The 22726-nt window shown below is 66.1% G+C and carries 20 protein-coding genes and 1 tRNA gene; 10 read left to right on the top strand and 11 right to left on the bottom strand.

The genetic code is table 11. From position 1 onward, the window contains the following. Positions 1-33: 33 nt before the first annotated feature. Both ON32_RS03310 and ON32_RS03305 read right to left on the bottom strand, forming a co-directional pair. Positions 34-798, bottom strand: coding sequence for a LuxR C-terminal-related transcriptional regulator (locus ON32_RS03310; protein WP_083873949.1), 765 nt, complete (start codon positions 796-798; stop codon positions 34-36). A gap of 70 nt (positions 799-868) precedes the next feature. Then, positions 869-1699, bottom strand: a complete 831-nt coding sequence (locus ON32_RS03305) for a M23 family metallopeptidase (protein ID WP_051132803.1) — start codon at positions 1697-1699, stop codon at positions 869-871. A gap of 520 nt (positions 1700-2219) precedes the next feature. On the opposite strand from ON32_RS03305, the gene ON32_RS03300 reads away from it, so the two are divergent. Then, complete coding sequence (locus ON32_RS03300) at positions 2220-2612, top strand: SCO5389 family protein (RefSeq protein ID WP_040788599.1); 393 nt, start codon at positions 2220-2222, stop codon at positions 2610-2612. A gap of 63 nt (positions 2613-2675) precedes the next feature. On the opposite strand, the gene ON32_RS03295 is transcribed toward ON32_RS03300, so the two are convergent. Then, positions 2676-4313, bottom strand: a complete 1638-nt coding sequence (locus ON32_RS03295) for a long-chain fatty acid--CoA ligase (RefSeq protein WP_040788598.1) — start codon at positions 4311-4313, stop codon at positions 2676-2678. 622 nt (positions 4314-4935) lie between these two features. Between ON32_RS03295 and ON32_RS03290 the strand changes: the two genes are divergently transcribed. The 4 genes from ON32_RS03290 to ON32_RS03275 all read left to right on the top strand — a co-directional run bounded on the left by ON32_RS03290 (position 4936) and on the right by ON32_RS03275 (position 9075). Beyond that, complete coding sequence (locus tag ON32_RS03290; protein WP_040788597.1) at positions 4936-6408, top strand: flavin-containing monooxygenase; 1473 nt, start codon at positions 4936-4938, stop codon at positions 6406-6408. A gap of 105 nt (positions 6409-6513) precedes the next feature. Beyond that, positions 6514-6586: transfer RNA gene (locus ON32_RS03285), tRNA-Arg, on the top strand. Positions 6587-7093: 507 nt separating this feature from the next. Then, positions 7094-7504 (top strand): hypothetical protein, encoded by a 411-nt coding sequence (locus ON32_RS03280; RefSeq protein WP_157224054.1) that lies wholly within the window; start codon positions 7094-7096, stop codon positions 7502-7504. A 503-nt stretch (positions 7505-8007) separates the two neighbouring features. Continuing rightward, positions 8008-9075: an alpha/beta hydrolase gene (locus tag ON32_RS03275; RefSeq protein ID WP_051132802.1), complete on the top strand. Its 1068-nt coding sequence runs from the start codon at positions 8008-8010 to the stop codon at positions 9073-9075. A gap of 80 nt (positions 9076-9155) precedes the next feature. Here the strand turns inward: ON32_RS03275 and ON32_RS03270 are convergent, their stop codons facing one another. Continuing rightward, a complete protein-coding gene (locus tag ON32_RS03270; RefSeq protein WP_217998020.1) occupies positions 9156-9788 on the bottom strand; it encodes a chorismate mutase in 633 nt (210 codons plus the stop codon). A gap of 200 nt (positions 9789-9988) precedes the next feature. On the opposite strand from ON32_RS03270, the gene ON32_RS03265 reads away from it, so the two are divergent. Beyond that, positions 9989-10735: a DsbA family protein gene (locus ON32_RS03265; RefSeq protein ID WP_040788592.1), complete on the top strand. Its 747-nt coding sequence runs from the start codon at positions 9989-9991 to the stop codon at positions 10733-10735. Positions 10736-10755: 20 nt separating this feature from the next. On the opposite strand, the gene ON32_RS03260 is transcribed toward ON32_RS03265, so the two are convergent. Then, positions 10756-11403 carry a TetR/AcrR family transcriptional regulator gene (locus tag ON32_RS03260; protein ID WP_051132801.1) on the bottom strand — a complete coding sequence of 216 codons (648 nt, stop codon included), beginning with the start codon at positions 11401-11403 and terminating at the stop codon, positions 10756-10758. A gap of 74 nt (positions 11404-11477) precedes the next feature. Here ON32_RS03260 and ON32_RS03255 point away from each other — a divergent pair, with 74 nt between their 5' ends. Further along, positions 11478-12344, top strand: a complete 867-nt coding sequence (locus tag ON32_RS03255) for an oxidoreductase (protein ID WP_040788590.1) — start codon at positions 11478-11480, stop codon at positions 12342-12344. A gap of 133 nt (positions 12345-12477) precedes the next feature. On the opposite strand, the gene ON32_RS03250 is transcribed toward ON32_RS03255, so the two are convergent. From ON32_RS03250 to ON32_RS03235, 4 genes are read right to left on the bottom strand one after another with little or no spacing between them, the layout of a single operon-like run. After that, complete coding sequence (locus ON32_RS03250; RefSeq protein ID WP_040788589.1) at positions 12478-13527, bottom strand: ABC transporter ATP-binding protein; 1050 nt, start codon at positions 13525-13527, stop codon at positions 12478-12480. Between the two features lie 4 nt (positions 13528-13531). After that, positions 13532-14353 (bottom strand): molybdate ABC transporter permease subunit, encoded by an 822-nt coding sequence (gene modB, locus ON32_RS03245; protein ID WP_040788587.1) that lies wholly within the window; start codon positions 14351-14353, stop codon positions 13532-13534. Positions 14354-14378: 25 nt separating this feature from the next. Beyond that, positions 14379-15164 carry a molybdate ABC transporter substrate-binding protein gene (gene modA, locus ON32_RS03240; protein ID WP_040788585.1) on the bottom strand — a complete coding sequence of 262 codons (786 nt, stop codon included), beginning with the start codon at positions 15162-15164 and terminating at the stop codon, positions 14379-14381. Positions 15165-15169: 5 nt separating this feature from the next. Then, positions 15170-15571, bottom strand: coding sequence for a TOBE domain-containing protein (locus ON32_RS03235; protein WP_040788822.1), 402 nt, complete (start codon positions 15569-15571; stop codon positions 15170-15172). A gap of 1154 nt (positions 15572-16725) precedes the next feature. On the opposite strand from ON32_RS03235, the gene ON32_RS03225 reads away from it, so the two are divergent. Genes ON32_RS03225 through ON32_RS03215 form a run of 3 tightly spaced genes read left to right on the top strand, consistent with a single transcriptional unit; the run spans position 16726 to position 19920 of the window. Then, positions 16726-19155: a sensor histidine kinase gene (locus ON32_RS03225; protein WP_245550777.1), complete on the top strand. Its 2430-nt coding sequence runs from the start codon at positions 16726-16728 to the stop codon at positions 19153-19155. Next, entirely contained in the window at positions 19133-19549 is a 417-nt protein-coding gene (locus tag ON32_RS03220; protein ID WP_040788583.1) for a roadblock/LC7 domain-containing protein, read from the top strand. Before ON32_RS03225 ends, ON32_RS03220 begins: the two co-directional genes overlap by 23 nt. Beyond that, positions 19546-19920, top strand: a complete 375-nt coding sequence (locus tag ON32_RS03215) for a DUF742 domain-containing protein (protein ID WP_040788582.1) — start codon at positions 19546-19548, stop codon at positions 19918-19920. Before ON32_RS03220 ends, ON32_RS03215 begins: the two co-directional genes overlap by 4 nt. Before the next feature lie 13 nt (positions 19921-19933). On the opposite strand, the gene ON32_RS03210 is transcribed toward ON32_RS03215, so the two are convergent. Next, positions 19934-21886 (bottom strand): GMC family oxidoreductase N-terminal domain-containing protein, encoded by a 1953-nt coding sequence (locus tag ON32_RS03210; RefSeq protein WP_040788581.1) that lies wholly within the window; start codon positions 21884-21886, stop codon positions 19934-19936. 337 nt (positions 21887-22223) lie between these two features. Then, positions 22224-22697: a nitroreductase family deazaflavin-dependent oxidoreductase gene (locus tag ON32_RS03205; RefSeq protein WP_040788579.1), complete on the bottom strand. Its 474-nt coding sequence runs from the start codon at positions 22695-22697 to the stop codon at positions 22224-22226. Positions 22698-22726 lie beyond the last annotated feature (29 nt).

Below are 22726 nucleotides of genomic sequence, written 5' to 3'. Positions count from 1 at the left end.
GTGTTGCACGGCGGTAGAGATGGGTGAAACAGGTCACAACCAGCCGCGCCGAATCGCCTGAACCCCCGCCTGGAAACGAGTGCTCGCGCCGAGGCGTTCCAGTAGCCGGGCAGTGCGCCGTACCACGGTACGCCGGGACATGCCCAGTCGACGGGCGATCGTATCGTCGGTGGCGCCCATGCTCATCAGGGTGAGGATGGCGCGGTCGCGGTCGTCGAGTCCGCCTGCGGTGGGGTCGACCGATACCGGAGCGGCCATGGTCCACAACACGTCGAAAGTGCGGACCAACAGGTCCAGCAGCGGTGAGGACGCGATGCGCAGGCCCATCGGATCGGGACGGCGGTCATCGGTGTGCAGGACCAGGGCGGCCCGCTCGTTGTCGGCGACGATGAATTTGAACGGCGGTTCCGGCAGGGTGCGCGCCTGCGCGCCCCGCGTATTGGTCGCCAGCGCGTAACCGAGGCGTTCGGAATCCTGATAGATGGTGTCCTGGTAGAGGATCCGGTACCGCACTCCCTCGGCCAACCGGGCTCGTTTCAGCCCCGATATCCGGTGTTCCCGGTCGGTATCGCCCAGGTGTGGGCCACGTTCGACCAGTTTTACGGTGTCGCGGGCAGTGCGGTGCAGCTCCTCGAAATCGGCCAGGATCTCGGCCCGGTTGAACACCGGGACCACCTCACCGTCGTAGGGCGACCGTCCCACCGGGCGAAGCGCCCCGCCGAAACGGGACACCGCGGCGTGTACTGCGGCAATTTGCTGTCTACGCGGCTCGACGAAGAGCTCCACAGCCTCGGTCATATCCCGAACCCCTGATCTATCGGCCACCGAAACCCCTTCGGCGGCGACGACTTCGATGCCCCCACGGAAATCAGTACGACGGCCCCCACTCCAGCGGTACGCCCCTGGCCGCCAGCCAGGGTCTGGGGTCGATCTTGTTACCCCCCTGGTCCCAGATCTCCAGATGCAGGTGCGGACCGGTGGACTGGCCCCGATTACCGACGGTGGCGATGACATCACCGGTGTTCACCCGCTGACCGGCCTGGACGAACATCTCGTTGACGTGCCCGTAGACGGCCTGGGTGCCGTCGTCGTGCTGAACCCGCACCCAGAGTCCGAAACCGGAGGCGGGCCCGGCCTCCAGCACGGTTCCGCCACTGACCGCGTGAATCGGCGCACCGAGCGAATCGGCGAAGTCCAGTCCGTAGTGCATGGCGCCCCAGCGACTGCCGTAACCGGAGCTGATCACCCCGGCCACCGGACGCACCGTGGAGGTGGGGGCGAACTGCTGTTGGATCTGGTTGATGGTCTGCTCGGCGTGGGCCAGCGGGCCGGCGACCTCCGGCGGGAGGTTTTGCAGACCGAACGGCGCCGGGTCGGCCGATTTCTCGGCGATCTCGGCGGCCACGGCGGTGGCCGGAGCGGGTGCGGCCTGGGCGGCCTGCGCCTCGAAGACCCGTGTTTCGACGGCCTGGATCTCGGCGCTGGACACCGGTTCGGCTTCCACGACCCTGTCGGCGTCCTGCGGATCCGGCAGCAGCGGGGTGGCATAGGCGAGCGCCGGGGCGACCTGGGCCGCGGTACCGATGAGCGCGCCCGCGGCAACCGCGGCGCCGGCGGCGGCCTTGATCCGCTCCGCTGGGGATACCTCGGCCCGATGGCGGGTGGGACGAACCCTGACTTCGTCGCCGATCAAGCTCATCACGGTTATGGAGCTGGGGCCTACTCGATGGTGCGCCACGGGTTTGTCCTCGCGTTCCGTTCAACACTGGTCGCGGACGCCATTCCGGTTCGACCGACTCCGGAGAGCCGCCCGGGCCGAAAATAACGTTTCGGCATCCGTTGTGACGGCAACTCTACATTGTCGTGATCATTTCGCAATGTTTAGGACGAAAATTCCCGATACTCGCAGGTAACGCGCCTGATCCACCGTTACGTTCCAGGGTCGAGGTTGTGACCTTTCCGTCATACCAACCCTCGGGCGCACCCACTTCACCGACACGCCGAACCGGACGCCCGAAAACCCCGAGGCGCGGCCGACCCACCCTCTCGACCAGCGGCCATCACCGTCGACCCCATCCCTGGCACACCGAAAAACCGGGCAGCAGGGCAACTTTCACGACGAAACCCCCGTTGTTGACAACCAATTTCGTTTAGACTCGATCCCGGCACTTACGCCGCGGGTATCAATCACTCGCGCCCGAGCCGATCGAGGAGAGCCAATGTCCCTGGATGTCCCCACCGCCCTACTGGAACGCGCCGAACGCGGCGAGGTCACCGACGCCGAGTTCGTCGAATGTGTCCGGAACTCGCTGCCCTATGCCTGGGAAGTGGTCAGCCGGGTCGCCGGCGAACTGAATTCCGGCACCGCCGAATTCGCCGACAATGTGGTCCCTCCGCCGGACGAGACCGCCCGCGGACAGTTGCTGCGCGCCATGGCCTCCGACGCCATTCGTGGTGGTCTGGAACGCCACTTCGGCGTGAAACTGGCCTTCCAGAACTGCCACCGGGTGGCCGCCTTCCCGCTCTCGGCCGTCGGCGGCGAAACCTACAGCACCTTCATCAGCACCCGGGCTCAACTGCTCAACCAGAGTCCGGAACTGCGTAACTGCTGACCGAGCGCATACATCGGGCCCGGTGCGATCTCCCGCACCGGGCCCGACCCGCATCGACCGAACTCAGGTCAGCTTGACGACATTCAGCTCACCATCGGCGTACTGGGCGCGCAGCCGCTTCTTGTCGAACTTGCCCACACTGGTCTTGGGCACCTCGGGGATGAAGGTCCAGTATTCCGGCAGCTGCCATTTCGCGAACTTGTCGGCCAGGAACTCACGCAGCTCCTCGGGTGCCGGTTCGGTCCCGTCCGCGGCCACGATGGCGACCAACGGCCGCTCGTCCCACTTCTCGTCGGGGATACCGATCACCGCCGCCTCGGCCACCGCCGGGTGACCCACGATGGCGTTCTCCAGATCGACCGACGAAATCCACTCCCCGCCCGACTTGATCACGTCCTTGGCGCGGTCCACCAGGGTCAGATAGCCGTCGGGGCTGATCTTGCCGACATCGCCGGTGCGCAGCCAACCGTCGTCGAACTTGTCCGGATCGACCTCGACCCCGTCCGGGGAATAGTAGGAGCCGGTGATCCAGGGACCACGCACCTCCAGCTCACCCAGCGACCGGCCGTCATTGGGCACCACCTTGCCGTCGTCGGCAACCAGTCGGGCCTGCACACCGGCGGGGAACCGTCCCTGGGTGATCCGATAGGCCCATTCATCCTCACCGCTGACCCCGGCGGGCGGGTGCGCGACACTGCCCAGCGGTGACGTCTCGGTCATACCCCAGGCGTGCACCACTCGAACACCGTGCTTTTCTTGGAAGGTGCGCATCATCGCCGGCGGCGCGGCCGAACCACCCACCACCACCGTACGCAGATGCGTGATGTCCTGCGGCGATGTCGCGAGGGCCGCCAGCACCCCGCCCCAGATGGTCGGCACCGCTGCGGCGAAGGTGGGCTCGACGGCAGCCATGATCTCCAACAGCGGACCCGGCTGCAGGAAACGGTCCGGCATGATCAGGTTCGCGCCCGCCATCAGAGCCGCGTACGGCAGCCCCCACGCGTTCGCGTGGAAGAGCGGCACGATGGCGAGCATGGTGTCGGTGGGCAGCATCCCCAAACCGCTCGGCGTACACGCCTGCATGGCGTGTAACCAGTTCGAGCGGTGCGAGTAGACGACACCCTTGGGGTTTCCGGTGGTGCCAGAGGTGTAGCACATGGCGGCGGCACTGCGCTCGTCGAGCACCGGGAAGTCGTAGGTGTCCGGCTGACCGGCCAACAGTTCGGCGTAGGAATGCACCTGCACACCCTCGGGCGCGGTGAGGGTGGTGGCGTCACCATTGGCGACGATGACGTGCCGGACGGTCTTCATATTCGGCAGGTACTGGGCGAACATCGGCACCAGGCTGCCGTCCACGATCACCACCTGATCCTCGGCATGGTTGGCGATGTAGACCACCTGCTCGGGGAACAGTCGGATGTTCAGCGCGTGCAGCACCGCACCCATGGCCGGGACCGCGATATAGGCCACCAGGTGTTCGTTGTTGTTCCACATGAAGGTGCCCACCCGGTCACCTTCCTCGATCCCGAGCCCACGCAGGGCATTGGCCAACCGGGCCGATTCCGCACCGACCTCTCGGTAGGTCATGGTGCGCATTCCGTCGCCGGTCCAGGTGGAAACGGTGGAATTGCCGGCGAAAGTGGACGCGTAACGCAGCAGTGTCGCCAGCGACAACTGCTCGTCCATCATGGTGCTCAACATCGGAAAACGCCCCTTAACTCCTCGGGTGGACCAGCATGACGTGGTCACGCCACCAGAAGTTATGAACTCCTCCGATGGACATGACCCACATCACAGCCCGAGAGACTACCCAAGGGTAGCGGCACGCGGGGATGGGCTACCCCAAAAGCGACACGCAGAACCCGACACGCCGAAACATAGGCATCGGACCAAGAGGGGGAGCGGAGACCACGAGAGACCGACTCGGACTCACCTGACGACCCGAGGTGTACACAGCGCCGGCGACGCCCCCTGCGGGCCGCCGGCACTGCGTTCTACAACGCCGAGCACGCAATCGGTGATAACTACTCGCTCCGGCTCATGCCAGGCCCGAGCGCGAAAAGACATACGAATGAGACACATCCCCCGGGCCGGCTCACTTGTGACATTCCAAGAAATGCCGCTTGAACTGCCTATATTTACTGACCGGCCGGTTTCGAGGCATTCACCGGATTCAAATACAAATGCACGCGCAACACGCTCCCCCGACCTCGACACAGCTTCGCAACCGCGCCCGAGCCGAGCACAAGAGCCGGCCGAAAATATGGATTAGCTGTCCGGCGATCCCTTCGAAGCGGCTGTGCACCGGTTTACTCTCGGTCCCATGAAAAGGCCGTCGATCATCATCATCGGAGCCGGGTTCGGTGGGCTCGGCATGGCACTGGAACTGCTCCGTTCCGGTATCGACGATTTCACCATCGTCGAACGGGCCGATGACCTCGGCGGTGTATGGCGGGACAACACCTATCCCGGAGCCGCCTGCGATGTCCCCTCCCCACTGTATTCCTGGTCGTTCGAACCGCGCAGCGACTGGCCGCGCCGTTTCTCCGAACAGGCCGATATCCACGAATACATCCACCGGGTGGTCGCCAAGTACGGGGTGCAACGCCATATCCGCTTCGGCACCGAGATCACCGACGCCGAATTCGACGAAACGACCGGCACCTGGCAGGTCCGCACCGCCGACGGCGACACCCTGACCACCGATATCCTGATCTCCGCGGTCGGCCAGCTGTCCCGCCCCGCCCTGCCGAACATCCCCGGTATCGACACCTTCACCGGCACGGCCTTCCATTCGGCCGAATGGAACCACGACATCGACCTGACGGGTAAACGAATCGCCTGCATCGGCACCGGCGCCAGCGCCATCCAATACATTCCCCGCATCCAGCCCAAGGCCGAACACCTGACCCTGTTCCAACGCTCGGCCGCCTGGGTGCTGCCGAAGCCGGACACCGTCTACCGTCCGCTCCACCACGCCCTGTTCAAGTACGTCCCACCCGTCCGCTGGGCCGAACGCTTTGCCATCTGGCTGTTCTTCGAGGTGATGGCCCTGGCACTCACCGATATGCAGTGGATCGCCGAACCGGTCGTCAAGGTCGCCGACCACCACCGCGCCAAGCACATCCCCGACCCGATCCTGCGCGAGAAGCTGACCCCCGACTACAAGGCCGGTTGCAAACGCGCCCTGTTCTCCAACGACTACTTCCCCGCACTCGCCCGGCCGAACGTCAGCGTGGAGACCACCCCCATCGAGGCGATCACCCCCAAGGGCGTGCGCACCGCCGACGGCGTGGAACACGAGGTCGACGTCATCATCTACGGCACCGGCTTCAAGGGCACCGATTTCCTCACCCCCATGAACGTCTACGGCCTCGGCGGTCGCAAGCTGGCCGACGTCTGGGCCGGTGAGGGCGCCCGCGCCTACCTCGGTATCACGGTCCCCGAATTCCCCAACCTGTTCCTCATGTACGGGCCCAACACCAATGTCGGCTCCGGCTCCATCGTCTACATGCTGGAATCACAGGCCCGCTACATCCGCCAGGTCGTCGACTACCTCACCGACCGCCCCGGCCGTAGCGTCGCCATCCGCGCCGATATCGAACAGCGCTGGGACGATTGGGTGCAGAAACGCCTGAAGAACACCCCCTGGAACTTCTGCATGAGCTGGTACCGCAATGCCTCCGGCCGCATCACCAACAACTGGCCCGGCGCCACCGCGCTCTACCGCTGGAAGACCCACCGCTTCGACCCGGACGAGTACGAGGAACGACAGGCCACCCGACGCACCGCCTGAACCGGACGATCACGAGCCGGAGCGGGAACCCGACGTGGTATCGGCATACGATGCGGTCTCTCGGCTGCCGAACCGGTAGACTCCCACCATCCGGCCACCGGCCCGGCCCTCGTAGCTCAGGGGATAGAGCACCGCTCTCCTAAAGCGGGTGTCGCAGGTTCGAATCCTGCCGGGGGCACAATCTGCGAAAGCGTTCCACAGATCGAACGGTTGCTCTGATTCGATCCTCGAGAAAACACGGAGCAAGGCAACCGAACCGGTAATTCGACGGGACGCGGTTGCCGGGCGCGGCCGGTGTCCCCTCCTCGTTCGCCCGAGGTCCCGAGCGGCACCACCGGCACCTGGAGTGATGTAGGCGACTGCAATGGGTCGGACGATCCGGTCCGGTTCACGACATGACCACGTTTTCCGCTCGACACCCGCAACGGTCGGATGGCGATACCGCCCTGCACCGAGTCGAAACCGTCGGCGAAGTCGATGCCGCAGAACATTGGTGACCACACCGGCGCCGCTGTGAGTGGTCACTGCTACCGCGCTGGAATCCCCATAACCGACCACCACCGATGTCACGACCCGGATCCGAGGCATACGTGTCGGGGGCAATCCGATACCGCCATCGAGAATTCCATTTCGATATGCATATGATTTCCTGGATTTTTTGCAGCACAAGGACAGTGAGAGCTCGGTGTCCATCTTCCAGCGACATACTCGGCAACTATCGATCGTGGGCGCGGTGATATCCGGTCTCGCGGCCGTGACGGTATCGACAACCATCGGCGCGGGATCTGCCGCGGCGGTGCCGCCCGGTGACGCGTTCTGCTCAGCGGTTCCGATCGATGGCCGTGTCGATGTCGAATGCACGAATACCGATGTGGGACCGGCAGTTGCCGGACTGATGGTAACGTGCAGCGACCTCCGCGTGCTGGTTCGGGAGGAGCGGATACGCCCCGAATCGACAATCCGGTTGAGTGAGGACTGCGGCCCCGACGCACACCCGGTCACGTGGAATGTGAACGCCAAAACCGACTACCAACTCGATCGCGAACGCGAGCGCAAAATCGACCGCCACGAACGCGACCACGACCACGACTTCTGAGGCCACAGTTCGGTCACCGAGCATTCGAACCGACCACGATTGCTCCTACGACGGCGACTACCGCCGCACCCGCGGCCGGAACGCTTTTCCACGAGCAGTCGAACCCTCTCCAGTAGCGCTCTCGACTGCACTTCGGGGTGATCGCTCATGCGCAGAAGTCCGGACCGAGCGAGGTCGGCTCACCGATACGCTCACACCGGCGTCGGCCGTAGGTTCGCGGCCGACGCCGGACCTCGGCAGCACGCATCCGCCGGCCGGCAAGACGATGCTGCGGCAGCGGAGATGGGTTACCACGGCCGACCGTTCCGGTCGATACCGATGAGCCGCCGGTTGTTCATCGGAAAGCCGTCGAGCACAGTGCCGATCGCGCCGATATAGCGAGGCGAATCGGTTCGCCACGGATATATTCGTAAACCATGGGGCCCCAGCAGGAACGCACCTCGAACGTTTTCGTCGCGCTTGCCCGCCCTTGCCGCCGCAGAGTTTCCGGAGCGAGACCGACTTTGCGTGCGCTGCTCGTCGCGGGTCTGGTCGCCCTGGCGATGGTCGTCGTCCCGGCGGCGAGTCAGGCATCGCCCGGGGGGAATTACTACGAGGACGGAATGGCTCGGGTCCGGGCCGCCGGATTCGTGGAAAAACAAGTGGAAATCGAAGGGTACCCGATCAACTATGCCGAGGGGCCCGATAACGGATCACCGTTGGTGCTCGTCCACGGCCAGGCCTCATTGTGGCAAGATCACCTGCGGGTTCTACCCGAACTCGCCGCGCACCATCACGTGTTCGCCGTCGATGTCCCCGGCCATGGTGGTTCTGCCCGGCTGCCCGCCGACGAATACACCAATGTGCGGGTGGCGGGTCTGATCGCCGATTTCATGGCCCGGGTGGTCGGTGCGCCCGCCGTGCTGGCCGGTCATTCGTCCGGGGCACTGATCTCGGCGTGGATCGCCGCCAACCGGCCATGGTTGGTACGCGGTCTGGTGCTGGAGGATCCGCCCTTCTTCTCCTCGATCATGCCCCGGGCCGAGAAGACCACCGGCGGCGATATCGCCCGGGTGACACACGATTTCCTGGCGCAGGACGAGGAGACCGATTTCCAGCGGTACTACCTGCGCCACAGTAAGATCTTCGATTTGTTCGGGCCGCTCGCCGGACCGATCGCCGACTATTGCGTGCACTATCGCAACCAGAATCCGGACCGGCCGGTCGAGGCGTTCTTCCTCCCCGACGAGCTGAACATCTTCCTGCGCGGTATCGCCGACTACGATCCCGCTTTCGGCGCCGCGTGGCGGGACAATTCCTGGTACGAGGGTTTCGACACCGAAGCGATTCTGGCAGCCATCGAGGTCCCGACGGTACTGATCCACACCGATTACTGGTTCGTCCAGAACGGAACCTATTACGACCGGAACGGTGTGCTCATGGCAGCCATGGACGACAAGGATCTCGCTCGGACCACCATCCTGCTCGGCAATCCACCGGTCGTCGAAGTGGCCTCCGGCCATCTCGTCCACTTCGAGAAATCCGAGATCTACACGCGCACGGTGCTCGACTTCGCCGCAGAGGCGAGCTGAGTCCCGCAACCCGGCGAGAAGCCCGGTTCGCCAATTCACCCACCTGTAGAGAAGCCCGGGCAGCAGTGGAACCGTAACGATTACGGTGTCTCGCGAGGCGAGGGGACGCAGATGGAACGCACCGCTGTGCCGAGCGCCCGACCGTGCAGAGCGTCCAATCTCTCCGCGACCACCGTCGATCCGGCGGCCAGGGTCAGGTGGGCAACACATGGCACCGGCTCGGTGCGCGCATCCACCGTGGCGTCGAGTTGTTCGAGCAAGGCCGTGGTCAGCCGGTCGAGCTGTATACGGATCCGTCCGAGGTCCGGGCGTGTGGTGGGGGCTTCGTTCGGATGAGCCGTCCATCGAGCGAACAACCCCCGCTGCACCACTTTGCTGGCGTTGATCTGGTCGCGGAAGAATGCCGTCACCGCATTCGGGTCCAGGCCGAGGGTATCGGCTCGGACCCGCACCTGGTCGAGCACCTGACGTTCCCGGACCGGGTCGTCGATCGGCGAACCGGTGCCGAACTTGGCGGCCGCCACATCGTCGCTCACGTGTAGGCGGTCGGTGACGAGATCGGTCAGTGCGCCGAGCGGTCCAGGCGACCCACTCGGTGTGAGAGCGCTGCCCGGGGGCTCGGCCATGGCGTGGGGGACGATCGGTGATATCGCACCGGCCACCGTCAAGACGACAACCGCTATGCCGCGCATCATCGTGGTGTTGGCGCTCAACTGTTCGCCTCGCTTTCCATGCAGGAAATCTCCTACGGGCACGACCTTCGGTTACGGATCTCCCCCAGTCTGCGGCAAGGACGTGCAGTGCTCTTTCAACAGGACTCCCGACGGGTCGCATTCGTGCCGGTGGCTCACACACCGCCCGCACGGCACACTGGGCCTGCACAGAAATTACCGGGCGAGGGAAAGTAGCCGAGATGAGCACCTATCCGGGCGGATGGCCGCCTCCGCAGAACCAGCGATCCAACCGTCGGCTTCTCGTCGTACTGGTTCCCTTCGCGGTTTTGCTGTTGGTCGTCGTCGCGATCGGTATCGGGCTGCTGGCTCGGAATGTGCTGTCGGAGAAGGTCTCCGGTGCGGCAGTAGCACCGGACAATGCGTCGGTTCCCGCGAATGTGCAGGCCGATGGGCTGATCCGGGTCGGTGAAGCCGACGCGAAGGTGACCGTTCGCGTGGTCATGGATCTGCAGTGTCCCGCCTGCAAGATGTTCGAGGAGGCCAATGGCGCGGTGTTGGAGGACGCCGTGCGCGATGGGACCACGGCCGTCGAATACAGCATCATCACCTTTCTCGACCGCGCCAGTACGACCGAGTACTCCTCCCGGGCGGGCAATGCGGCGTTCTGTGTCGCGAATTCCGGTGTGGATCATTTCCAGACCTGGCTTTCGGATATGTTCACCGAGCAACCCGAGGAAGGCGGCGACGGTCTCCCCGACAGCACCTTGATCGATATCGCCGAAGCCGCCGGTTACACCGATCCCGATGTGGCCCGATGCATCACCGATCGCCGATACGACACCTATCTGCGCACGCGGACCGACGAGGTGATCGGCAGCGGCGTCAACTCCACCCCGACCGTGACCGTGAACAGCGAAGAGGTCTCCGACGGCAATATCCTCATGCGCCCGAACGGACTCGCCGCCGTTATCGCGTCCGCGCGCTGAGCTCGGCCTCCTGGGCGTCGTCACCCGAGTCGAGGCGGCACGGTCGCCTCGGGGTTCGGCGACAACCCCAGGGCGATGAGCCACAGGTGTGTGAGGGTCGCGGCGGTGTCGTCGAGTGAGGTTCCGGCCTTCGACGCCTGATAGAACGCGCGTTCGGTCATCCACACCAGTGCCGTCGTAACGGCACGCGAGCCGGTCGGGCCGGTGTTGTCGGCGAGCCCGGCGCGTTCGGCGATGGCCTGGGTGACGTCACGGATGGCGGCGACGGCCGAACGCCAGCTCTTGTCGATGGCCTCCACGGTGGGGGCGAGTTCGACGGCGGCGCGCATGACATTGCCGTGGTCGCGCCACAGGTCACGGGTTCGGGCGAGACTGCGGCGCAGGGCGAGAGCGGGGTCGTCGGAGGCGTTGGCGGCCTCGATCTCGGTACGCAGCGTGGCCACGGTTCGTTCGACCAATGCGGTCAGAACGGCGTTCTTGGAGGCGAAGTAGAAGTAGAACGCCCCCCTGGTTATGCCCACCGCCTTGGCGATCGTCTCGATCGTCATCCGCTCGAATCCGATCGTCTCCAGCTGTTCTTCGGTGGCGTCGAGAATGGCCCGTTCGCGCTGGTCGCCCTTGGTGGGCGTGGTGCGACGGCGTCCGCGGGAGGTTCCGGTCTCGGGCACGGATGCATTCTACCCCAAGACGACTATTTTCTACACTGTGTCTATTTTTTCTGACACTGCGTAGACTGCGTGTTATGGCCGATAGGAAACCCGTCAAGACCTTCTTCATCACCGGCGTGAGCTCCGGGCTCGGGCAGGCAATCGCACACAAGGCCGTTCAGGAGGGCCATACTGTAGTGGGCACGGTCCGAAAGGAGACCGATGCCGAACGTTTCCGGGCACTACACCCCGACCGCGCCATCGCGCGCATTCTCGATATCACCGACGACGAGGCCGTCTTCGCCACCGTGGACGCCATCGAAACCGAGGTCGGTCCGATCGATGTCGCCATCGCCAATGCCGGATACGGTCACGAAGGGATACTCGAGGAATCACCATTGGTCGAACTGCGAAATCAATTCGCGGTCAATGTCTTCGGCGCGGTTGCCACCATCAAGGCGGTACTGCCGCATCTACGGGCCCGTCGATCGGGCCATATTCTGGGCATTACCTCCATGGCCGGGCTCATGACGGTGCCGGGACTGGTGTACTACAACGGCAGCAAACACGCGCTGGAAGGCATCCTCGAGACGCTGGGCAAGGAAGTCGCCGAATTCGGCATTCATGTCACCGCCGTCGCACCCGGTTCGTTTCGCACCGATTGGGCAGGACGGTCCATGATCCGCACCGAACGCTCCATCGCGGACTACGACCAATTGATGAATCCGGTACGCGCACACCGCCGGGCGGCCGACGGAAATCAGCTCGGAAATCCGGAAAAGGCTGCGGACGCCATACTTTCGGTGATCGATACCGCGAACCCGCCGGCACACCTGTTGCTCGGCTCCGACGCCTTACGGCTGGTACGGGCCGGTCGAGCCGCCGTGGACGCCGAGATCGAGAAATGGGCCGATCTCTCGCGCTCGACCGACTTCGCCGAGGGTGTCCAACTACCGGGTTGACCGCGCACATCGATGCCGGAACAGCGTTGTACCCGAGTAGTGCCCGAACCCGCGTCGCTCCGAACGGGTCGTGTCACAATGTGTGACCGTTCGAACGGCGGTCGGCTCCGGACAGCATCGATCGCGCCGGAACTCAGGCCGGGTAGACGTGGATCTCGGTGGCCTTGACCGCTGCCCACAAGCGCGTGCCGGGTCGTAGACGCAGTTCGGCGACGGCGGCCGGTGTGATATCCGCGAGCACGGGCGGGGCGCCGTCGAGTCGGACCCGGGTGATGTCGGCGTGTTGTTCCAGGTCGACGACGGTGACGGGCCATGTGTTGCGGGGGCTGCCGGAAGGTCGTTCGAGGTGCAGACCCACCGCGGTGGGTGGGAAGGCGAGGAATACCGGTCCGGTCGTTCGGTCGGCGCCGGTGAGGTGTCCGCCGCCATCGATCTCGACGCCGGTTCCGGTGGCGGTGCCGCGGAACAGGTTGAGTCCGACGAGGTGGGCCACATAGTCCGAGCGTGGTCGGCGAGCGATCTCGGTGGGCGCGCCCTGTTGCACGATGGCACCGTCTTCGAGGATGACGAGCCGGTCCGCCAACACCATGGCGTCGAGCGGGTCGTGGGTGACCACCACGGTGTGGCCGGAATAGTCGCGCAGATGGTGGATGAGGTCGGCGCGCACCTGCAACCGGGTACCGACGTCGAGGGCGGCGAGGGGTTCGTCGAGCAGCAGCAGCCGGGGGTCGGTGGCCAGGGCTCTGGCCACCGACACGCGTTGGGCCTGTCCGCCGGAGAGGGTGCGCGGGGCGGCGTGGGCGTAACCGCTCAGTCCGACACGATCGAGCCATTCGGCCGCGCGGGCGTGGGCGGTGGCGCGACGCACCCCGCGAGCACGGAGCCCGAAGGCGACGTTCTCCAGCACCGACAGGTGTCGGAACAGCAGGTAGTCCTGAAAGACGACACCGGTGCGGCGGCGATCCGGCGGGACGAATACCGAGGGTGGTGCGTCCCAGACCTGATCGGCCACCGTTATGGTTCCCGCGGTGAGCGGGGTGAGGCCGGCCAGGGCGCGCAGGGCGGTGGTCTTGCCCGCGCCATTGGGGCCCAGGAGCGCCACCACCTCGCCGGGTTCGGCATGGAGGGTGATATCGAGACGGAACCGCGCGCGCTCGACCCGTAATTCGGCGTGCAGTGTCATACCGTCACACCGATCCGCGTATCCATCGTTCCCGCAGAGTGACCAGCACCGCCACGGAAACGGCCAATAGGACAAGACTCAACACGATCGCGGCATCGGGGTCGGTTTCGAGCGCGAGGTAGACGGCGAGCGGCATGGTGGTGGTTCTGCCGGGGAAATTACCGGCGAAGGTGATGGTTGCGCCGAACTCGCCGAGAGCTCGCGCCCAGCACAGGACCGCGCCCGCGACCACACCGGGAAGCACCGACGGCAGTGTGACGCGACGGAAGGTGTACCAGGGCGAGGCGCCCAGGGTCGCCGCCGCTTCCTCGTAGCGGGTATCGGCCGCGCGCAATGCTCCCTCGACCGAGATCACCAGAAACGGCATGGCCACGAACGCCTCGGCGACCACGACACCGGGGGTGGTGAACGGCAGTGCCACTCCGAACCAGTCGTGGAAATACCGCCCGATCAGCCCGCGCCGGCCGAACACCAACAATAGGGCGACACCGCCGACCACGGGCGGCAATACCAGCGGCACCGTCACCAGGGCGCGGATCAGTCCGCGGCCGGGCAGGTGCGCGCGGGCCAACAGCCAGGCCAGAGGGATGCCCAGCAGCAGGCAGACAACGGTCGCCAGCGTCGCGCAGACCAGGGAGAGGCGCAATGCCTCGCCGATTTCCGGACTGAACAACCGCGTGGTGAGGGTCGGCCAGGGCGCGCGCACCAGCAGCCCCACCAGTGGGACGAGGAGGAAGACCAATGCGCACCCGGCGGGCACCAGCAGGACGATCGGCCGGCGGCCGCGAACCGCCCGCCGTCGGGTCGGCCGCGCGGTCACCGGCATTCGGGGCCGCATCGGATCACCGTGTTCACGGGGTGTCGAATCCGGCGTCCGTGAAGACGCGCTTCGCGGTATCGGAGGTGACGAAGTCGACGAATGCCGCGGCCGCGGCCGCATTGGGGGCCGCGGCCAGGGGCGCAATCGGGTAGGCGTTGACCACCCGGGCGGATTCCGGGAAGTCGATGCCCTCCACCTCGGCACCGGCGGCGCGCACATCGGTGCGGTACACCAGCGCGGCGTCGACCTCGCCCAATGTCACCTTGGTGAGCACGGCCTTGACGTCCTTCTCCCTGGTGTCGGGTTGCGGGGTGATACCGGCGAGTTCGAAGACCTTATTCGCGGCGGCGCCGCACGGCACCTGCTCGGCGCACAGGGCGATACGCGGCTCGGTCCGACCGAAATCGGCGAGCCCGGTGATATGGCCCGGATTGCCCGTGGGAACCGCGATCTCCATACGGTTGCGGACGAATGTCACCGGCGGCGCACCGGTTTCTCCCGCGTCGACGATCTGCTGCATATTGGCCGGCGCGGCGGAGGCGAACACATCGGCGGGCGCACCCTGTGCGATCTGTTCGGCCAGTGAGGAGCCGGCACCGAAGCCGAATACCACCTTCACTCCCGGGTGAGCCGTTTCGAACTGTCCGCCCAGTTCGGTGAAGGTCTCGGTCAGCGATGCCGATGCGAAGACCGTGACGGTGCCGAAGATCCGGTTCGTCGAGGTCGGGGGGTCCCCGTCGGTGGCGGCACAGCCCGCCGATCCGAGGAACACCGCCGATACCGTCGCACCGACGCCCAGGGCGCGTAGTGGTCTCATTCGCGTCAACTTTCCGGTATCTCGACCACCACATGGGTGGATTTGACCGAGGCGACGGCAATGCTGCCGACCTCGAGGCCGAGTTCATCGACCGATTCCCGGCTCACCAGCGATACCAGCCGGAACGGCCCGGCCTGCATCTCGACCTGCGCCATCACGGTGTCCTTGACGATGCGGGTCACGATGCCGCGCATCCGGTTGCGCGCCGAGGCCGCGACGGTGGCGCCGGGTTCGGGTGGTTCGGTGTGCTGGTGGCGCAGGAATTCGGCGAGCTCCGCCCCGCGCACGCCCTTCCGGCCGTTCTCCAACCGGATCTCGGCCAACCGCCCCTGGTCGATCCAGCGACGTACGGTGTCATCGCTGACCCCCAGCAGAGTCGCTGCCTCGCTGATCCGTAGATTCGTCACAATACAGAGCATATTTCCGTATCCGCGGATATCAAGAGGGCGACTTCCGTGGTCCCCCTTCCTCCACACGAGAGCACGGCCACCTACTACGGCACCGTGGGTCCGCGTCCTCGCGTACCCACCCGGCTCCGGATGACCCGGGCCCGAGCCGGACGGATGCAGGCCGGCCGTAGGCGGAATGTTCGAGGTGAAGCACGGTCCGCCCACCGTTGCCCGAAACTGGGATCGCGATCGTTCGCTTCGGGCGATACATCACCGGATGACGCCATGTGCTGCCAATTTGCCATAATCGAAGTGTGATAAATCACACCCGCATTCCCGCGAAATTTTGATTACGCAATATTGCGTTTGTCCTGTGGGCGAATTTTCGGATCGGCGGCGCGGCCCGAAAAACAACGCCGGTCCGAATTCTCGGGCCCGATCCATCGCGGGAGCCGCGATCTGCGTGGGCGGCGCCGCAGTACCCCACACCGGCGGTCGCCACGAAACGAACCCGACGGATTCCGACCGGTCCCACTGTCGGTAGCCATGGCATTGCCGAGTATCGGACAAGGCCCGTCCGAGCGAAGCCACCGAACAGGGCGACTCGGCGCCATCTCGCCGGCGTGAACGAAGCCCCGAACCCCATCCGGAACAAACCACGTAGTCAACGGAGCGCAACCCGGCCCCGACACATACCGGCCGGCGCCGAACGGTTCCCGACCGAAACCTCTCCCACCCGCACACGGTGAGCCGGTGCGCGGGCACGAACATAGCGAAACCGTTGCTGGGAAGGCGATCGTCGATTACATCGGCCCCGATCGGCGGATCCTCCGGTGGTTGCACTCACGACGACGGACCGGTACTCCCCACCGATCGCATGCGATACCGACCCGTCGAGCGACACCCGGGGATCGGCGGTCTCCAGGTCGATCGACCAGATACACCCGGCCGCCGGCACGGGTGCGAACCACCATCCCGCAGGGGCTGTGTCGCCCCGACCGCACCCCGGCGCCTTTATACGTTCCGAGGCCGATCGACGGCCTTTTCGCTAATCTCTGGACCGAAGAAGTAATGCGCGCTGTCCGATAGCGGCAGCGCCGACACGATTTGGGCGGTGGACCGTATGCCGATGGTTTGGGATACGTGCGGACCCGAGAACGAGTGGGTCCGCGGTGGCTGACCGACTGAATCGGATCGCATTCCGTATTCCGGGATTGCGTGCGAACCGGGTCGTGACCCGCGGACGAATAGGAGTGCGGGTCCGGCTGCTCTCCATCGTCCTCATCACCAGTGTCACCCTGCTGACATTGGGTGTCGGTGCCGCGGCCTACCTGGTACATACAGGCCGGGCCGCCACGGAATGGGCGGAGCTGGCGAGCAGCACCACCGCACCGGCAATCGCGATGGTGCGATCCCTGGAGGAAGAGCGGCGGCTGTCGCTGCTGTATCTGGCCGGCGATCCCGTCGCGGCGAACGAGCTCGCTGCCGCTCGGAAACATTCCGATGCCGCGCTGGCCGAGGTCACCGTCAAAGGCAATGCGGCCCAGGAACTCAACCCCGAGGACTCGGCCGCCGAACTCGAGGGCTACCGGACCCTCTTCGAGACGGTCCCGGTGCTGCGCGGCGGGGTGGACACCCGCCGGGCGGCCCGGGAAGAGGTATTCGCCTTCTTCAGCGGGGTCATCGAAACCATTGTCTCGGCGTCCGTCCTGGCCGCCCGGGTGGCGCCCGACGCCGGTATCGGCATCGAACTCGGCCACGGCGTCGAACCGCTGCGGGCCGCCGAGGCGCTGTCGAAGGCCGATACCCTCGGCGCCGTGGCGCTCACCCTCGGGGAGCTGACCCCCGCCCAGTTGACCGAGTTCAACCGGTACGTCGGCGAATTCCGCGGTGAGGTGGCGTATTCCGGCGCGGTGCTGAAGGGAGAGCGGGCCGAGCAGCTGCGTGCCATCACCGAGGGGCCGGCCTACCGGCAGGTGCTCGCCATGCAGGATGCCGTCATGTCGCGCGGCCCCATATCGGGTGGTGCGCCCGCTTCCGGAACCGGCTCGACCACCCGAACGACGGATTCCCCCGCCGACGACGCATCGCCCCTACCCATGGACGTCGCGACCTGGCAGAACGCCTCCGGTCAGGTGATATCGGGTCTGCTGGAACTGTGGGAGGACCAAAGCCACGCGGCCCACGCCATCGCCCGACAACAAGGCGCCGACACCGCTGTCCGATCCGGAATCGGCGGCGCGCTGGTCCTGCTGCTCACGACACTCGCGTTCCTGGCGGCGCTGGTGCTGGCCAACCGGTTCATCGCACGTATGCGTCGTCTGCGCGACGACACCCTGCGGTTGGCGGACGAACGCCTCCCCGAGATCATGCGCCGCCTCGACGTGGGCGAGACGGTCGATACCGCCGCCGAGGTGTCCCGACTGGATTTCGGTAGCGATGAGCTCGGCCAGGTGGCCGACGCGTTCAACCGCGCCCATGTGGCTGCCGTGTCCGCGGCGGTCGGAGAGGCGACCACGCGCGCCGGTTTCAATACGGTGTTCCTCAATATCGCCCATCGCAGCCAGGTCACGGTGCACCGGCAGTTGGCGCTGCTCGACAAGGCGGAGCGCCAGGAGGAGGACCCCGACCAGCTCGAGCTGCTGTTCCGACTGGACCATCTGGCCACCCGCGCTCGCCGTCACGCCGAAAACCTCATCATCCTCGGCGGCGAACAGCCGGGCCGACGGTGGCGCAAACCGGTGCCGCTACTGGAACTGGTGCGCGCCGCGGTCGCGGAAAGTCTGGACTACACCAGAATCCACACCGGGCGCGTGGCGGGTGTGCGCATCGTCGGCAATGCCGTCGCCGACCTGATCCATCTATTGGCCGAACTGATGGACAATGCCACCGCGTTCTCCCCACCGGAATCTCGGGTCGATGTCACGGCCACCGTGGTCGGCCGCGGGGTGGCGGTCGAAATCATCGATCAAGGCCTCGGCATGACCGAAACGGAACTCGCCGAACGCAACCGACTGCTGGCCGAACCCCCCGATTTCGGGGTGGCCGCATTGTCCGATGACACCCGGCTGGGGCTGTTCGTGGTGGCGACCCTGGCCGCGCGGCACGGGATCTCGGTGCGCTTGGCCGAGTCCATCTACGGCGGTGTCCAGGCCGTCGTACTGCTGCCCCGTTCCCTCACCGAGACCGGTGAGCCCGATACCACCGAGCTACCGGCGGCTTCGGCACCCGAATCGGATTCGGACAGCAATACGCTGGGCGAACAGGACACGACACCGCGAATCCGGCCCGTCGAACCGGTGCCCGCCGGTATCGCACCGGCTCACGTCGATACCGCCGCGCCGGCATCGACGGATATCGCATCCGCGCCGCCGAACTCACCCGCCCGCCCACCGCTACCGCGCCGCCGCCGAACCACCGCCACCGGCGATCCGGACGACTCCGTTGTCGAAACCGTCCGGCCGCGTACGGCCGACCAGGCCCGAAATCTGATGTCCGCGATCGAACGTGGAACCCGACAAGGGCGTCGCCCGGCCGCCGATTCGACCGCAACCGATCCCGCTCCACGAGAAGGCGACAATGACCACTTCCCCGCGCACTGATCTCAGCTGGCTCGTCGAAGAACTGGTCGACGGGTTACCCGACGCCGAGTCGGCGGTGCTGTTGACCACCGACGGACTGATGCGAGGGCATTCGTCCGGACTGGACCGCACCGAGGCCGAACGGTTCTGCGCCATGGCGTCGGCGTTCCACAGCCTGGCCCGAAGCGCCGGCCGTCAGTTCGATGCCGGGGGAGTCTGCCAGACGGTGGTGGAACTCGATCGGGCGGTGCTGTTCATCACCGCGGCCGGCGCGAACGCCTGTCTGGCGCTGCTGGCGTCCGAGACCGCCGATATGGGCATGGTGGCGTATGAGATGAATCAGACGGTGCAACGAGTGGGCACCCACTTAGGGGTCGAGGCACGTACGCAGCCCAACGGGTCGAGACGGCAATGAGCCATCCGCGCGAACCCTGGTACGACGACGAGTCGGGCCCCCTGGTCCGGCTCTACGCCGTAACCCGGGGCAGGGCTCGTCCCGCGCGGCCGGAACTGAGTATGAACAGTCTGGTGGTCGATATCGGGCGCGGTACGATACTGCGGCGCACCGACCCCGAATACGCCGCCATCGTCCGGCTGTGCGCTGTCCCACAGTCGGTGGCGGAAGTGTCGGCGCACCTGCATCTGCCCCTGACGTTGACCAAGATTCTCGTCGGTGACCTGATCGAGGACGGCCGGTTGGCCGTCCGGTCCGCGGTGCAGGCCTCACACGGCAATGCCGATCTCGATATCCTGCGGGCGATCGCGCACAACCTCCGCGGGGATTGAACGGTATCGGGCCTCAGCTCAACCGCGCGGCCAGTCGTTTCGCGTTCATATAGGCGATCGCCTCGATCGACACCATCGGGTTGACACCCGAGGCGGTGGGGAAACAGGAAGCGTCGGCGACGACGATATTCCGCACATCCCAGGTGGCGCCGTCCGGATCGGTGGCCGAGATATACGGCGAGCCACCCATCCGGGCCGAGCCCATGATGTGCAGAGCGGCGATCGCGCACCGCCCGGGACGGTAGCCGGCCCTACGACAGGCGGTGGCGAACTCCTCGTGCGAACCGCGAACACCCGGCTCGTAGGAGACCCCCGATTGATGGCCCGAGACGATGCGACGCGCGCCGGCGGCCTCGAGAATTCGGGCCGCGCCGACGATTCCGGTGTGCAGGTGGGCCGCGTCGTACCCGGACAGGCGGTATTTCACGACCGGTTCACCGGTGCGATCGACGTCCACACTGCCGGAATCACGGTCGCGGGTGATAACGCCGAGGGCAACCGAACGCCCGAAGTCCATCATGGTCTCCCGATGTCGGTCGGCGCCCCGCCAGCTCATGAAACCTGTTGCCAGACCGGGATGTATCGGTCCTGTCTCGTAGATGACCCCGTAACCCTTACCGTCCAGGTCGGCGTGCCGGCGACAGATCCGGGTCTGCATGCCCCCTTCCCAGGGGCGGATCTCCTCGTCGAACACTCCGAACACCGCGGCCGCCGGATGCAACCGCAGATGGCGGCCGATATTCCGGTTGTCCAGACCGGAGCGCCGCAGCAGGGCCGGCGTCTGGATGGCCCCGGCCGCCACCACCACGGCGCGGGCGCGTACCTCGAATTCGATTCCGTTCGTGGTGCGCACCGAAACACCCTGGGCCTTTCCGGCGCGCACCATGATCCGACGAACATCGGCATTCACGATCAACCGCGCACCCCGCGCGGCGGCATCGGCCGGCCAGGTCTTGGTGACCGAACGTTTGGCGCCGACCCGACAACCGTATCCGCACCGTCCGCATTCGACCCCGGCATCACAGGCGGCGGAAACATTGCGCGGCAACGGATCCACCTCCCATCCCAGGGCCTGCGCCCCGCGTTCGAGGACGGCGTCCCGGGCGGAGAGCGTCGAGCGACGCTCGTTCACACCCAGCCGCAGCCGAACGGCGTCCAGGGCCTGCGTGAACTCGTCCTGGGCGAACTGTTCGGCGCCCAGCTCGGCCCATTCGGCCCGGACGCTGTCGGGCGTCGGCAGGGATGTACTCCAGTTGACCACCGTCCCACCGCCGAGGCAGGTGCCCGCCACCAGGGTGACCTGGCCTTCCGCGGTGGCGGGCGGGCCGGGCGCGTACAGCTGCCGCAATGCCGCGAACTCACCGTCGCCGAAGTCCCGGTCGTCGTAGTAGTCGCCGCGCTCGAGAACGATCACGTCGAGGCCCGCTTCGGCGAGCACCGCCGCCGTCCCACCGCCGGCGCCCGACCCGACGATCACCACATCGCAGGAGAGAGCCTCGGGTTCGGTCGGCCGATGGACGGTCAGGGCCGGTTGCGGCGCAGACTCCAGTAGACCGGGCGGGCCGGGATAGCCGATTTCGTGCCACAGCGGATTACTGCCGGTGGGGCCCGTGGTGATGTTGTAGGCGAGCAGCGACGCCTGCGCGAGCGCTTGGAAAACCGCACGGATTGCTCCGCTGCGGGAATCGCCGAGCCGCAACAGCGCTCGTTCCCGCTCTGCCTGGGACAGACCGGAGAAACGGCGCGGCCCATTACCGGTCAACAGGCCGAGTAAAGGCGAATCCCAGAGGTCGAGCAGTTTCGCCGGCTGTTTCAGCTCCGCTTCCCGCGGATTGCGGCCCAGTAGGGCGATAACGGTCTCGACGGCGCCGAGCTCACTCGCCGACGGCAGCGTCGCCCCGTCACCCGGCACGAATGTATCGCAGATCATACTCAGCGCCGCGCGCTGCTTGGCCGTCAGTTCCATGTGAGTCCGCCCTTCACGCTGCCCACGAAGTTCTACCACGCAGCATGAATCCTTGCTCACAAGCCCGGCATATGCGCAGATATATAGCGTACTCGCTCAGGAATGGCCGATCACATCATCCGCTGTGTGCACTGCTCTTTCCCCGTCGAACCGGGGCCGGGCCGCGACCATGTTCGTTCCCGAATCCGATGCTTCGAGCACGACCTCACGCGGAAAGCCGTTATCTGCCCCGTCCCCCCGACTCGCACCTGTTCCTCGACCAACCGGCCCGGGACACCACCGATACGAGCTCCCCGACCTTCATGCCCACCGAACTCGAGTCGGCCGGTCGGTGGGATCAGTCCGCCGGGTTCAGACGCAGAAGCACCATCGGCAGGCCGTCGACCGACGCGCCGGTGGCCTGTTCGATGGTGGCGCGCAGCCGTTTCCAGGCACGGGGGTGTTCGGCCGCGTAGCGGGCGAGGACGGCGGCCGATTCGTCCACGCTCATCGGGGTCGCGGTGGCCGCCACACCACGACGGGCACCGATCCAGATCCGCACTCGCGGATGGGCCCGGATATTGCGATACCACTGGGACTCGGTCCCGAACCCGGACGCGATGACGATCCGATCGGGAGTCGGCCGGTCCACCACCTCCAATACGGCGAACCGCCGGGTGCCGGTCTTTCGCCCGATATGCTCCAGCAGGAGCAGCCGCGAACCGAAGAGAAAACCGAGACCCGCCCGATAGAGCGGAATGGGCGCGCGAACGAACGCACGAGTACGCAGCAGGCGAGCGCCGAGCCGGCTTCCCGGCACTTCCGATGTCATCGCGGCTCCCCTTCCCGTTACCGGACGCA

The sequence above is a fragment of the Nocardia paucivorans NBRC 100373 genome, assembly GCF_000308675.1.
Taxonomy (GTDB): domain Bacteria; phylum Actinomycetota; class Actinomycetes; order Mycobacteriales; family Mycobacteriaceae; genus Nocardia; species Nocardia paucivorans.
This window is presented reverse-complemented; position numbering and strand designations above follow the sequence as displayed.